The organism is Streptomyces sp. NPDC005820, assembly GCF_040630255.1.
In the GTDB taxonomy this organism is placed as follows: Bacteria; Actinomycetota; Actinomycetes; order Streptomycetales; family Streptomycetaceae; genus Streptomyces.
The window spans coordinates 126,247-139,887 of the sequence record NZ_JBEXXE010000005.1 but is presented as its reverse complement, the minus strand read 5'-3'; the positions used below and the strand labels follow the sequence as shown (position 1 = coordinate 139,887).

10 protein-coding genes and 1 tRNA gene are annotated in these 13,641 nt (G+C 68.8%); 5 read left to right on the top strand and 6 right to left on the bottom strand.

Translation table 11 applies throughout. The features are described from left to right. Positions 1-3: 3 nt before the first annotated feature. Positions 4-753: a hypothetical protein gene (locus tag ABZ464_RS08050; protein ID WP_359272574.1), complete on the bottom strand. Its 750-nt coding sequence runs from the start codon at positions 751-753 to the stop codon at positions 4-6. Positions 754-1,087: 334 nt separating this feature from the next. Here ABZ464_RS08050 and ABZ464_RS08045 point away from each other — a divergent pair, with 334 nt between their 5' ends. Continuing rightward, on the top strand, positions 1,088-1,372 hold the full coding sequence (locus ABZ464_RS08045) for a hypothetical protein (protein WP_359272571.1): 285 nt from the start codon (positions 1,088-1,090) through the stop codon (positions 1,370-1,372). A gap of 35 nt (positions 1,373-1,407) precedes the next feature. Here ABZ464_RS08045 and ABZ464_RS08040 read toward each other — a convergent pair whose 3' ends face one another. From ABZ464_RS08040 to ABZ464_RS08020, 5 genes are all read right to left on the bottom strand, one after another. Then, complete coding sequence (locus tag ABZ464_RS08040) at positions 1,408-1,947, bottom strand: hypothetical protein (RefSeq protein WP_359272568.1); 540 nt, start codon at positions 1,945-1,947, stop codon at positions 1,408-1,410. 221 nt (positions 1,948-2,168) lie between these two features. Beyond that, complete coding sequence (locus tag ABZ464_RS08035) at positions 2,169-2,705, bottom strand: transposase (RefSeq protein WP_359272993.1); 537 nt, start codon at positions 2,703-2,705, stop codon at positions 2,169-2,171. Between the two features lie 42 nt (positions 2,706-2,747). Further along, positions 2,748-3,206, bottom strand: a complete 459-nt coding sequence (locus ABZ464_RS08030) for an IS5 family transposase (protein ID WP_359272565.1) — start codon at positions 3,204-3,206, stop codon at positions 2,748-2,750. 213 nt (positions 3,207-3,419) lie between these two features. Next, a tRNA-OTHER gene (locus tag ABZ464_RS08025) sits at positions 3,420-3,497 on the bottom strand. Positions 3,498-3,993: 496 nt separating this feature from the next. Beyond that, on the bottom strand, positions 3,994-5,508 hold the full coding sequence (locus ABZ464_RS08020) for a gamma-glutamyltransferase (protein ID WP_359272562.1): 1,515 nt from the start codon (positions 5,506-5,508) through the stop codon (positions 3,994-3,996). A 265-nt stretch (positions 5,509-5,773) separates the two neighbouring features. Between ABZ464_RS08020 and pglW the strand changes: the two genes are divergently transcribed. The 4 genes from pglW (at position 5,774) to ABZ464_RS08000 (ending at position 13,626) form a co-directional block, all read left to right on the top strand. After that, positions 5,774-10,174: a BREX system serine/threonine kinase PglW gene (gene pglW, locus ABZ464_RS08015; protein WP_359272559.1), complete on the top strand. Its 4,401-nt coding sequence runs from the start codon at positions 5,774-5,776 to the stop codon at positions 10,172-10,174. A 94-nt stretch (positions 10,175-10,268) separates the two neighbouring features. Beyond that, the gene (locus ABZ464_RS08010; RefSeq protein ID WP_359272556.1) at positions 10,269-10,733 is read left to right on the top strand and encodes a hypothetical protein; all 465 of its coding nucleotides are present in this window, start codon (positions 10,269-10,271) and stop codon (positions 10,731-10,733) included. After that, the gene (locus ABZ464_RS08005) at positions 10,730-12,145 is read left to right on the top strand and encodes an AAA family ATPase (RefSeq protein WP_359272553.1); all 1,416 of its coding nucleotides are present in this window, start codon (positions 10,730-10,732) and stop codon (positions 12,143-12,145) included. Before ABZ464_RS08010 ends, ABZ464_RS08005 begins: the two co-directional genes overlap by 4 nt. Then, on the top strand, positions 12,142-13,626 hold the full coding sequence (locus tag ABZ464_RS08000) for a hypothetical protein (RefSeq protein WP_359272550.1): 1,485 nt from the start codon (positions 12,142-12,144) through the stop codon (positions 13,624-13,626). The genes ABZ464_RS08005 and ABZ464_RS08000 overlap by 4 nt, the downstream gene beginning before the upstream one ends. Positions 13,627-13,641 lie beyond the last annotated feature (15 nt).

Genomic DNA, 13,641 nt, shown 5'->3' with positions numbered 1-13,641 from the left:
GGCTCAGACCTCACGGTAAGGCAGATCCCTGACCTCGGCCTCGAAGGTGAGCCTGATGGGCACACGGTAGGGGATCAGCGCGTCTTCGCCCCGTCGGCCTGTGCCCAACCGGATGTCTCCTCGCGCGCACACCGTTTTCCACTCGACGACGAGTTCGACGGCAGTCCGGGGGGCCACCTCCACGCTGACGGATTCCCGTACGGTGAGGCTGCTGCGAGAGCTGAGCGCGTACCGCTGACTGACCTCCTGTTCCAGTTGTCCCATGACAGAGCCGAGCCCCAACACCGAGACGGTCGCACCGCCGCCCCGTCTGGCGGCACTGCCCGATTCGATCTGCACGGTCCGTTCGATGGAGTTCGAGATCTCGAGCTGCCGCGTCGCGGGCGCGGTACGGCTGCTGTTGGTGAACGGGTGCCGCTCGACCTCGATGACCTGTTCCTCCTGGCCACCGGTCTCCTCGATCCCCAGAATCCTGGAGCCGGACACGTCGATACCCCCGGTACGCCGCTCGCGCCTTCGGTGTGCCGCCGCGTCACCGAAGAACGGCTGCCGGACGGGCCAGTGCTCCCCACACAACCGGCAGGTCATCCGAGCCCGCCACCGACTCAGCGAGACCTGTGCCCCGAACGGCGCCAGCGAATCGGGGAGAAACTGGTCGTGGCGCAGGGCATCCAGCACCGCACCGGGCAGGGGTTCGTCCAGAACCCTTCGACCGCAGTGGGGGCAGAGCCCCGTGGCCGCGTACGCCTTCATGTCGGTGGAGGCCCCCGGGTACCTGGGCCGCGACATCTACCTCACTCCTCTACGGGGGCGGACGTCCCCTTCCGACGGTACGCCCGACCCGCCGCACCTTCAGGGCGAGCACGAGGCATCCGGCATCCCGGCGGTCGCAGCCGGTCGCCTCCCCCCCCGATCTCGGTGATCGCTTCGTGCGACCTCTCCTGCAGGATCAGCAGCCGCGCGTGTTCCTGCGCGAGCGCGGGGACGGGGATCCCACGGGCGACCCAGACGGTCGGCGCCGGCCACGGGGCAAAGTACGGGGATGCCGCCACCGTCCTGCACTGGGCGCTGCCGTAGCCTCCAGCGCATGACGGTCTATCTGCTGTGGCACATCGGGCACCAGAACGAAGCCGGTGCTGACGGTGCCACCCTGCACGTCGACGGCGAGACGATGTACGTCGACGAGCAGGACGGCGACGACGTCAAGTTGCTCGGCGTCTACTCCACCCATGGCAAGGCGGAGGCACGTATGAGCAGGGCACGGCTCCTGTCCGGCTTCTCCGATGAGCCGGACTGCTTCGTCGTAGAGGAACACACGATCGACGAGGACCAGTGGACTGAGGGGTTCGTGCGCGTCCGGCCGGAGTCATAGCCGGTGCGCACCTGCTCCAGCAGATGGGTTGGCGATCAGCACTTGTCGTCGACGAGTTCGTCAAAGGCGTTCCGGTTCATAGCCCGACCGTCGGCCCAGACCTGGTCGGGGCCCAGCGAGGCGAGATCGTTCGCGGTGAAATAGACGTGACCGTCGTAGGTGTCCGAGTCACGGGGGCCTGTGAACGTCAGGGCGTAGGTGCGGCCGGGCAGCAGTGCCTGCGGCCCTGCGGTTTCCACGTGCCAGGAGGGCGGTGGGGAGAAGAGCGGGAACGACGTGCTGCCGCGAACCGACACCCGCGCCATCCAGCCGCTGTCCTCGACGCCGCTTCCCACGGTGCTGGAAGGGGTGGCGGAGGGTTCTCCATCTCCGACGTCAGCATGGTCGTACTCGTCCTCGACCCAACTGTGAAGCGTCACGTCCGAGGCCTGGTCTCCCTCGCACAGCCGCACCTCCGCGGCCGGCTTCCCGTCCGTGCCCATCCATACCGCGACGAGTGGCAGATCCGCCGGACTGCAACCACTCAGCAGCCCGAGCCCCACCACCACGCACATCGCGCCGACCGCATGTCGCATCCCACACCCCCGGGTCGTGCAGTTTAGAGCCCGCCGGGTCTATTGCAGATAGTCATATCTGGCCGATGCGGCCGCTGTTCACCGGATTCTGTCCACCGCGACCAGCCCCTCTGGACAATTGAAGGGTCGTCGGTCCACGGCAGTCGTCAACCCGCTAGAAGGGCCGTCCCACCGGCGGTAAGCGTTGGATCGGAACGGGGCATGTGCACACAACCGCGGCCTCAAGAACCGGCTGGCGAACGAGCCCGTATTGTTCCTATCTCGCCCCGCCTCGTCCGCATGTTCCTCGCACACATCGAGGAGTTCGGCACCGCCAAGGATGGACGCCTGTTCGCCAACCGACGCGGGGGAGTGGTCGCCTCGACGACGTATTGGCCTGTGTGGGACGAAGCCCGGCACGTGGCACTCCCACCGGAACAGGTGGCGTCCCCGCTCGCCGCTCGACCGTACGACCTGCGGCACGCCGCGCTCTCGCCGGGTGGCCGTCCGCCGCGAGAGCCTTTGCGTAAGCGGGCAGCCCCGCTGTCGCTCTTCTCCGGGATCGTGTGCCGGATGCCTCGACGACGGAGGTACTCACGGCAGGGCCCGTTGCTGTATCCCTTGTCGGCCGCGATGCTGTCGGGCTTCGTGCGGGGCCGGCCCGAACCGGTCCTCGGAACACGGATCTTTGCCAGCACCGTCTGGAACTGGGTGCAGTCCGCCCGCTGTCCGCCGCTGACGACCAGGGACAGCGGGCTGCAGCGGCCGTCCGCGCTCAGGTGGAGCTTGCTGGGAATCCGCCCCGCGAGCGGCCCAGGCCTTCACCTCCCGCACCAACCTCCACCAGGCGGGCGAGCAGGCTCTGCCAGGGCGTTTCGCCCTGATGTTCTACCGCTTCGGCCCCTCCTTGCCGCGGGTGTCGGCGGCGGATCGGTGCGGGTACCGGCCGCATGCTGATGGGCCCGCACGATGGTGGAGTCCACTGAGATGTCCCAGTCGATCTCGCTCGCGGCGTCGGCAGCGGCCTGGACTTGCTGCAGCAGACGCTCCCACGTGCCGCCCGCCGACCACAGCCGATGGCCTTCACGGACGGTCTTCCAGGGACCGAAGCGCTCCGACAGATCCCGCCACTGCACCCCGGTCCGCACGCGGTGCAGAATGTCGTCGATCACCTGCCGGTGATCCCGCCACCGGCCACAACGTCCATTACTGACCGGCAGGAATGACCGCAGCCGTTCCCACTCGGCGCCCGTCAAATCACCCCGCCCCACGCCTGACATAACGAGCCAACAGTCAGACAGTCACATGATCGGGCGGACAAGTCCAAGCCGCTTTGCTGCGCTGACCTGCGGATTCCTACCCTGCGGCCAGCCCACGCATAGTCCACAGCCCCGACATGTGGCCGCTCTGCGTGGCACTTGCCTGCACATACGCGAAGACCCCGTCCTCAGCGTTCTCGCTGGTGGCGGGGTCTTTGGGCACCTAATCCAAGGTGCCCCCGGCAGGATTCGAACCTGCGCACACGGCTCCGGAGGCCGCTTCATGACGGCAGGAAGACGCAGGTCAGGGGCAGTTCGCCCGGCCTGGTCCTTCGCCTCGTCCACAAGTGGTCCACAGGTTCGAAGTGATGAACCTGCGCGCACTGGGGCGGTCGCAAGGATCCCGAAGCAGCTCAAACGCCGTTCAGGTTTTGCCCTGTTGAAAGGACAGTCTGACGAATCAGACCCTCGCTATTCGGCTGAATAGGCGGGGCTGGTCAGCCCGCTGCGCGCAGCACCGCTGAAGCCCACACGCACGCGCAGCAACGGCGGATCGTTACTGTTCGGCGCTGTTCGCGTAATCGACGGCCTGGACGTCAGCCTCGCCCGGTCACTTTAGGGCCCTGGCGGCGCAGCAAAGCTTCTGGTCTGCCGTCTCCATGCCGCACGGTCCTCGCAACCGGCCCTTCGACATGGCGAACGGGATTCTTGCGGAACTGCAGCTACCCGACGCCCGCCCGCCCGGCTGCGGGCGACAGGATGAAGAAGCCACTGCCGGTCGTTTCATCCACCTGGTCCCAGAGGTCCTTCAGTCGCTAACACTGAGGAGAACGGGATCACTTGCCTCGACGGCGATGTAAGTCTCCGGAGTGGCCCCCTCCAGCAGTCTTACACGACGCCAGTTGACGGCAGGCTCGCGGTCTCCCAACAGTTCCCTCCAGGACAAGCTCTGCGCCTGCTTGAAGCCCTCACGGACGGTTCCACTCAGATTCCTGTGCCGCAGTTGCTCGTGGTAACTCATGCGTACAGCGCGCGTTTCCGCTTCCATAGCCTCGTCCTCCCAGGACAAGTCTGGCCTGTCAGGCTGTGGATCTCGTCTGGACTCTTCCTCCCGTGCCACTTCGACTTGTAGCTCGTCCAACCACCGGCATGCAGAGAACAGGCGACGGGACATGCCCACGTGCGTTCCGGAGCCTGGGATGCGGCCGGCGATGAAGTCAGCCACGCCTCGTCGGCTGCGCAGTTGCTGTTCGGTTGCGGGAGGGTCTTCGCCGAGCCGTTGACGGATGAACTGGGTTCTTTCGTCTTCTTCGATGCAAAAAAGGGAACCAGTGTCACTGCGTTGATGTGTCCCGCGGGAGGAACTGAGGGGGACGATGCGCAGGTCCTCCACCACTCCGCGTGCAAGGGCACGGTAGACCAGCATCTGCGACTGTGCGGTAAGGAGCAGCGCGTCATCGTCCTCCGCAATGTGCGCTTCGGAACCGCTGTTGGCCGGGTCCAGGGGAACGGGGGCGGTTCGGTCAGGCCGCGTGGGCCCTCCCGGGACATGCATGGCATCCACGGTCATGAACAGACGGTCATCCTCCCAGCTCTGAAGCGCGGGCAGCGAGGTGCCACAGAGGACCTGCATATGGGGTTGTCCGTGCATGAGAGCGCTTCCGCCACGAAGCTGCTCCATCCCCTCCCTGAGGGCGGGGAGGCCTATGCAGCGGTGCGCCTTGGCTTCGATGAGCCAGGGCAGTGGCCCGGCAGGATGGCTGCCCCACAGGTCGGGCAGCGGTAGGGAGACATCGAGGAAGCCGGGGTGGCCGTTGGGGCCACCGGCCTCAATGTGCTGCGTCGGCCCCAGCCCCATCATGCCTGCGCACGCCCACTGGGCCATGGTCATGCCGAGGTGATAGCCGAAGGCGGATCGCGCGCTGCGCTCGGTGCCGTGCCGGTGGATGGCGTTGACGAAAAGGCAGCGTCCGGCAGACCCGGAGACCGCGGTTTCGACCTTCTTCAGACACAGGTACGCGTGCAGAGGAGAGATGCGTGACACCAGCTCGCTGATCGCCAGGTTCGGTGTGAGCGCCAGCCAGGGGCCGATGTCCCGGCCGACCTCCGTCGCCGCTTTGAGGATCTGCCGCCAGGTCGTCGTTGCGAGGTACCAGCCGTTCGCGGGTATGCCGGTCACCCCTGGCCAGGCGTGTTCGACCCTCTCCCACGGCCTCTTGCTGGGGCGACGTTGCGGTCCATCGCGGACAAGGACTGGGATGTCCAGGCGGTCGGATATCTGAAAAGCGTGATCCTGGGCACCTTCCGGTGGCTGCTTGTCCACCCTGAGAAGAGTGCCACGGTTTGATCGCTGACTGGTGCGGTCAGGTAAGACTCTTGCCATTGACCGCCGTCGGTGATCGCCCCTGCTCCCCATCATTCTGGCCCGGAGAACAGACCGATTAGGATGCCATCCTAGGGCTGGGCCAGGATAGGGCACGACCGACCACGGGGAAGGCGTCGATCGAGACCTGTCTGCGCTGGGCCGACAGTGCGAGCTCACATCGCTTCGCCCTCCGTGCCGACATTGATCATGCAAGGAGGTCTCGGTGACGCCACCGGCGGGGCGGTCTGTGCCAAAGCCTGGTCCTCCTCCGAGCCGTGAGCGGTGGTTCCAGCCGAGGCGCTCCGGCTACGCGTGGGAGCAGGAAGGCTTGGAGCACGTCCGGCAGTTGATGCCCAAGGCCGAGCCATACCGGGCATGGGCGATGTTCCAGTTCACTGGTCCCTCCGGCCGCGTCAACGAATGCGATCTGCTGATCGCCGTACCGGGCGGGGTCTACCTGCTGGAGTTGAAGGGCCATCCCGGACGCTTGGTGAACCACGGGGACACCTGGCAGTTCCACGACGACCGGGTGCGCACTATCAAGAATCCACTGCACCTCACCGATCTCAAGGCCAAGGAGCTCAAGGAGCAGCTGGCGCGGGCGGCGCGCGCTATGAAGGAGGACCCCAGGAGGGTGCCCTTTATCAAGCCGGCAGTCTTCCTGCACGACCCCAGCCTGGTGAGTGAGCTCGACGAGTTCCAGCAGACCGGGGTGTACGGGCGCGACGGCAGCGCGAACGGGCTGCCCGGTATCTGGGACGGTCTGCTCGGGCTGCCGCCCGAGCGGGAGAGCTGGCGGGTCACCCCGCAGACCAGCGCGCTGCTCGAAGAGCTGATGAAGCGCATCGGGGTTAGCCACTCGACCGCTCATCTGCGGTTCGGTGACGACTGGCGGCTGGAGCCGCGGGCACTGGACGCCGGCCCCGGCTGGGAGGACCGGCTGGCGAAGCGTGACGACGGCCTGGTGCAGGAGAGCGGCCGGGTGCGGATCTACCTGGCCGGTGAGGCGGCCTCGCCCCAGCAGAAGCAGCAGGTGGACCGGGCGGCCCGCCGCGAGTACCAGGTGCTGCAGGGCATCAACCATCGCGGCATCGTGCAGGCGGTCCAGATACGCGAGCACATGAGCGGTCCGGCGATCTTGTTCCGGCACCGGACGTCGGACCTGCGGCTGGACGCCTTCCTCGACGCGTACGGGGGGCGGCTCACGCCCGAGGCCCGGCTGCACATGGTGCGCCAGCTCGCCGAAGCCGTGCGCTACGCCCACAACCGCTCCCTGTACCACCGTGCCCTGTCCGCCCGGTCGGTGTACGTGTCGGCGGACGAGGACGGCAGTGACCCGGTACTGCGCATCGCGGACTGGCAGACCGCCGCCCGGGACTTCGAGACCACCCTGCACCGCACGCTCGGGGACACCCCGCTGGACGCCAACCTGATCGCGGACGTCGCGCAGGTGTACCTGGCCCCGGAGACCGACCTGGAGTTCGCCGATCCGGTCGACCTCGACGTGTTCGGGCTGGGCAGCCTCGCGTACCTGCTGCTGACCGGGCGCCCGCCCGCCGACCGGCGCAGCGCCTTGCTGGACCGGCTGCGGGAGGAGGGCGGCCTGCACCCGTACGCCGTCGCCGACGGCGTGTCCGAGGTACTGGACCTTCTGGTCTTCCAGGCGACCGCGGCCGACGTGCAGGACCGGATGGCGTCGGCGGAGGAGTTCCTGCGGCTGCTGGACGCGGCCGAGGCGGACGCGGCGATGCCCGAGCCCTCGGGCGCGGCGGCCACGGACCCCTTGACGGTCCAGCCGGGCCAGCTCTTGGACGACACCTGGACCGTGACCCGCGTCCTCGGCACGGGTGCCACGGCCCGAGCCCTGCTGGTGGGTCGCCACGAGAACGAACCGGGCGGCGAGTCGGACTCTCCGCGGGTGTTCAAGATCGCGCTGGACCACGAGAAGGACGCCCGCCTGCAGGCAGAGGCCACCGCGCTGAAGGAGGTCGGCGGGGGCCGCATCGTGAAGCTGCTCGCCCAGCCGCGCCAGCTCGGCGGACGGATGGTCCTGGAAATCGAGTACGCGGGCGGTTTCCGCCCGCCCGGCGACCGGGAGCCGGTCAGCCTCGGGTCGCGGTTGCGCGGCGAGGGGGCGCTCGGTTACGACCAGTTGGAGCGTTTCGGCACCGACCTCTTCGAGGCCCTGGACAGCCTCTCCGCGCGCGGGGTGCGGCACCGCGACATCAAGCCCGACAACCTGGGGCTCTTCAAGCGCAGTGACGGGTCCTGGCAGCTCATGCTGTTCGACTTCTCTCTGGCCGACGCGCCCGACCAGGACCTGCATGCGGGCACGCGCGGTTATCTTGACCCGTTCCTAGGGGGCAGCCGACGCGAACGCTACGACGACCACGCCGAGTGGTATGCGGCGGCGGTGACCCTGCACGAGATGGCCACGGGCGAGCGGCCGGTGTGGGGCGACGGCCAGGGCAACCCGCTCACCGTGCCGGACGCCGAACTGCACATCGCGGACGAGCTGTTCGACCAGGCCTTGCGTGAGGGACTGACCGCGTTCTTCCAGCGGGCCCTGCACCGTGACGTCGAAGAGCGCTTCGACAGCCTGCGCGAGATGCAGGAGGCGTGGCGCCGGCTGTTTCATACGGCGGACAAGGCGCGTCCGGCCACCACCCCCGCCACGGTCGGCATGACGACCGAGGACATCGAGGACGCCCGGGACCAGGCCGCTGCCGCCGCCGACCCTAAAACCCCGCTGGACGCGGCGGGACTGTCCCCCCGTGCCGTGTCCGTTGCCGCGGCTCTAGGCGCGTCGACCGTGGAGGCCCTGCTCGACATCCCCCCACACACGATTTCCCGCGCCCGTGGCGCGGGCAACGTGATCCGCAAGGAACTCAACCGCCGGCACCGCCAGTGGACGCACGCCCTGCGCAGACGTCCCGCCTCGCGCCCGCCCGTGGCCGTGCCGGTGGACGCCGCCGAGGACGTGCTGGAGCCGGTGGAGACACTGGCGGCGCGGCTCACCCCCCCAGACGGCAAGCGCCGCACCAAGCCGCGTCCGGACGTCGTCCTCACCACGCTCCAATTGCCCGGCGGTGAGCGGCTGGAGCCGTGGCCCGCGCAGCCTGCCATCGCCAAGACGCTCGGCATCAGCCAGCCCACGGTCTCCCAGCACCAGCAGGCTGCGATCGAGCTGTGGGCGGCGCTGCCGTGGCTGCGTCGTGTCCGGGACGAAGTGGTGGCGATCCTGTCCGAGCAGGGCAGAGTCGCCACCGCCGAGGAACTCGCCGCCGAGCTGCGCGCCCGGCACGGTGCGGGAGACGGAGACCCCGCCGACACCTTGGCTCTGGCTCTGGGCGTGCTCCGGGCAGCGGCGGAGGCGGAGTCCCGTAAACGGGACGAGGACTCCGGCCCCGACGGCGAACCGCCGGTCCGGCTGGCCGTGCTGCGGCGTGGCGGGCGCGTGGTCCTGGCTCTGGAGGATCAGCCGGGCAGCGACGACCCGACGCCGGCCGAGCTCGCCGACTACGCCGCCGCCCTGGGCGAGACGGCGGTGGGGGTCGCGGGCCGCGACCCGCTCCCGGGCCGGGCGGCGGTGCTGCGGGAGCTGCGCGCGGTGACCGCTCCGGAGGGCATGGCGTCCATGGCAGACACCCGCCTGGTCGACCTGGCGGCGGCTATGGCGGGCGGCGTCGCCGTTTCCCCCCGTCTGGAGCTTTTCCCGCTGGACATGGACCTGGTCCGTGCGCTGCGCATCTCCCAGGCGCCCGCGGGGGTGCGCGCCGACACCGGCATAGGCGCTGCGGACTTGGTGGCCCGCGTCCGAGCACGCTTCCCGGGCCTGGCCGTACTGGCCGACACCACGTACGTGGAGCTCGAGGAGGCACTGGCTCAGACCGATTTCCCGCTCGCCTACGACGGGCAGCGCAAACGGTTCATGCCCCGGGGACACGAGTCGACCGACAGCCGGTACGAGCCGTCGGTCTCCATGCTGACCAGCACCGGCACCCTGATCGCCGCCGCGCAGAGCGAGCTGGCACTGGGCAGGGACCCGCGCCGGGTCCTGACGGCACGGCTCCAGACGGCCCGCCGACGCGGCGGTTTCCTCGCGCTCACCGTCAAGGCACCCGAACTGCCTGGTGTGGCGGAGCGGTTGGCGGAACGCATGGATATGGTGCAGGTCTCGTTGGATGACCTGTTCCTCGCGGCTATGCGGGAACTGGCCGCGGAACAGGGCGTCGAGTGGGCGGCGCTACTGCGCGCAGACGCCGCGTTCGCCGCCTCGGGCACGCTCGGCGCGGGCCTTGCGTCTTATGCCCGAGCCGCCTGCGAGCGGGTCCTAGCGCGTGCGGTGGCGCTGGCCGAGCAGTCGGGTCCGCGTACCGTGCTCTTCGTCCACGAAGCTGCTCTCGCTGCCCGCTACTGGTTGGCGGGCGGGAGCGAGCTGCTGGTGGCGCTGCAAGAAGCCGCCCGCCATGCTGGTGGCGCCCCGCACGGCCTATGGCTGCTGGTTCCCATGGAGGACCCAGAGGCCTCGCCGGCCCTGGACGGCCGCACGGTGGACATCGTGGATCGGGCGAGCGAATGGGAGCCGCTCACGGGACTGTTCCTGAAGGACCTCAAGGCCTGAAGATGTGTCGGTGCCTGGTCGACGGCACTGCACTCACGCCCGCTCGCTGCCGGTTCGAGGTCGGGGAGGGGGAGTTGCGGCTAAGATCCGTTGTGTGCCGGAGACCTTACAAGAGGATCAGTTCGCGAAGGCCGCGACGCGTCACTTCCACGACGCGGACTACCTCCACACCGACAGCCGCCTGCCGTCCGCGGACCACCTGTACGGCTTCGCGGCGGAGTGTGCGACAAAAAGCCTGCTGCTGCGGTTCACGGATGTGGCGATCGGGCCATCCAAGAAGCCGGAGGTCGTGGATCCGGCGGACCCCGAGAAGCCCCTGCAGTTCGGCCATGTCGACCAGTTGGTCCGTGAGGTCAGGCTGTGGGCGCACGGACGGGGCGGGGCAGCCCTGTACTCGGCACTCGACGGCGACCTCCGTGCGTTCAGGAAGTGGAACGTCAGCACCCGCTACTCCGACGGGAGTTACGCCCAGGCCGAGATGGTCGAGCGGCGTCAGGGCGCGGCGCGTCGCATACTTTGCCTGCACGAACAGGCCCTGCTCAACGGGAAGCTGCCGTGACGGCGCCGGTGGAACCCGTCCGGTTCGACGAGGCACGCACGCGCGCGTTCGACACCGCGCGCGAGGTGGCCCGGCAGGGCTTCCATGTCGTACTGGTTCGGGACGTGCTCGGCCGCTTCTCCCTTGTCGTCGACGACAGTGAGAAGCAGAAGGAGGCCGTGCTCAAGCTTGTGCAGGGCTGGGAGAGGCTGCTCGCCGACCGGTTGGGCCCGTACCGGACGGGTCACCCGGTTTTGCTGACCTCGAAGATGTTCTCGGCGGACACCCTGCTGGCGTCCCCGCGCGCGGTCGCGGACCCCGAAGGCCCGTCCGGAAAGGGCTCCGTGCGCTTCCTCGACAATACTGTGGTCGGCGAGGACTGGGCTAAGGTGTCCCCGCTCGTCGACGGAGCGAGCGGCAACCGCGCCCACCGCACCGCGCTGTACGGGTTCAAGGGCGGCGTGGGCCGTACGACTGCGACGGCTGTGCTGGCCCGCAGACTGGCCGACTCAGGGCACGTCGTCCTGGTCGTCGACCTGGATCTGGAGTCTCCGGGCGCTGGCCCGCTCCTCATGGGACAGGATCTACCCCCGCACGGACTGGTGGACCACCTCGTGGAGGCCGCCGTCGGCAGCGCCGACGGCCTGGAAATGGTGATTCGCACCCCCTACGTCCCGCCCCGCGCGGACGACGGCCGGTTCGGGGAGCTGTGGGTGGCCCCGGCCCGGGGAGGTGGCTACGGAGACGCGTCCTACTCGTATGCCGAGAAACTGAACCGCGTCTACGCGAACACCGTCGACGCGTCCTTCGCGGAGCGGCTGGAGCAGGCCGTGTGCGCCTGTGAGGAGGCGGTGGAGCGGGACAGCGACACCGGCCACCGTCCGGATGTGGTCCTCCTGGACAGCCGGGCCGGCATCCACGACGTCGCCGCCGTGACCATCTCCCGGTTGTGCGACCTTGCCCTGCTGTTCGGCGGGAACAACGAGCAAACGTGGATGGGCTACGGCGACCTGTTCGCGGCCTGGCACTCCCTGGGGCAGGCGCCGCACATCCGGGAGAAACTGCGCATGGTGGCCTCAATGGTGCCGGACTCGGTGCACTATCCGATGGAGGCCTACCTGGAAGCCTTCCGCGAGAGGGCGTTCGAGTGCTTCGAGGTGCTGTACGACTCGATCGCACCGGTCGACGTGGGAACCGAGGACGCCTCCGCGGACGGGGTCGCTACGGCGCGGGACGACGAACAGGCACCACACTTCGCCATTCCGATCCTGTTCGAACCGGGGCTGGTCGGCATGGACGCGAGCAACGCACCGGGCTGGCAGGAACGCGCCTTCGTGCAGGCCGCGTACCGTGACTTCCTCGATGGAGTCAGCACGCTGATCGAGGCGGCACTGGCAGCCGGCCGAGACGAGGAAGGGACGCGAGACACGTGACGAACGAGGCCCCCCTCACCGCGCACGAGTACCGCGACCTGCTGTCGGCGGCCCTGGAGGATTCCCTTCACGCCGACACCCGGACGCCCACCGCGCACACCCTGTTCATGCCGGACTCGCACCGCACCGCCCTGTACGTCGACAACGTGGTGGTGCCGGGCGGGCGGGGCGTCGGCAAGACATTCTGGTACCAGACCCTGCTCGACGAGCGACTGCGCGAGGTCGCAGCTGCCGAGTACCGCATCAACCGGCTGCGCCGGCTGCGGGTTCATCCCGGACACGGAATGAACCTGGACCACGACCACTATCCTGGGCCGCCGACCCTGCGGGGCCTGGTCGAGGCCAAGGAGGACCCGTACGACATCTGGTACGCGGTCCTGCTGACGGCGCTCGGGCAGGAGGAACTGCTCGGCCTGACCGAGTGGCGGGACAGGGTGGTGTGGGTGCGCACCCACACGGACGAGGCCCAGCGCACGGTGGAACGGGCGGACCGGGAGGCGCACGGGGCGGGCATCGTCCACCTGATGCTCTTCGACGCACTGGAGCACCTGCACGCCGACCGGGCCCAGGCGGACCGACTGGTCGTCGGTATTCTGCGGCTGGCCCTGCAGATGCGGTTCGGCACGCGCAACATCCGGCTCAAGGTGTTCATCCGCCCCGACATGTTCCAGGCGGCGACCCTCACCTTCGCCGACGCCTCGAAGCTCTCCTCCGGTTACGCGTCGAGCCTGGAGTGGACCCATACCGACCTGTACGGACTGCTATTCCACAGTCTGGGCAACGAGGACGACGGAGAGGCCGAACTGGCACGGCGGTTCCGTGCGTCCACCGGCGGCTGGGCGACCGACGAGACGGTCGGGCGGCACGAGCCGCCCCTGGTACTGCGCAACGTCGCGGAGGTCCAGGAAAAGCTCTTCACGGAGATCGCCGACCCGTTCATGGGCGGCAACTACCGCAAGGGGAAGCCCTACACCTGGCTGCCGAACCACCTCAAGGACGGCAACGGGAAGATCAGTCCGCGCAGCTTCCTCCAGGCTCTGGTGACGGCCGCCGAGGCCAGCCGGTCGGGTCACCACGACCACGACCGGGCCCTGCACCACGAGGCGATCCGTGCCGGGGTGCAGGCCGCTTCGAAGCGGCGGGTCGACGAGGTCGGCGAGGACACTCCATGGGTGAAGCTGGCGATAAAGCCGCTCGCCGGTGGGCAGGTGCCCATCAAGGAGTCGGCGGTGCTCGACCTGTGGAAGGAGAACGACCTGCCGGTGGCGCTGGCCGAGGACGCGGCCCAGTATGCCCAGGCCGACCGGCCCTCCCTGGTCCGTACCGGCCCCCGACACCCGGACGACCTGCCCCGGCTGGTCGAGGAGCTGATCGAACTGGGCGTGATGACCAGGCGGCGCAGCGACGGCCGGCTGGACCTGCCCGACGTGTACCGGATCGCGTTCGGGCTGGGACGCATGGGAGGGGTGCCGAAGGCGTAGCCGACGCTGTCGGGC

Coding starts and splice junctions, on each gene's coding strand:
- ABZ464_RS08050 (WP_359272574.1), bottom strand. CDS start 753: ATGAAGGCGTACGCGGCCACGGGGCTCTGCCCCCACTGCGGTCGAAGG.
- ABZ464_RS08045 (WP_359272571.1), top strand. CDS start 1,088: ATGACGGTCTATCTGCTGTGGCACATCGGGCACCAGAACGAAGCCGGT.
- ABZ464_RS08040 (WP_359272568.1), bottom strand. CDS start 1,947: ATGCGACATGCGGTCGGCGCGATGTGCGTGGTGGTGGGGCTCGGGCTG.
- ABZ464_RS08030 (WP_359272565.1), bottom strand. CDS start 3,206: ATGTCAGGCGTGGGGCGGGGTGATTTGACGGGCGCCGAGTGGGAACGG.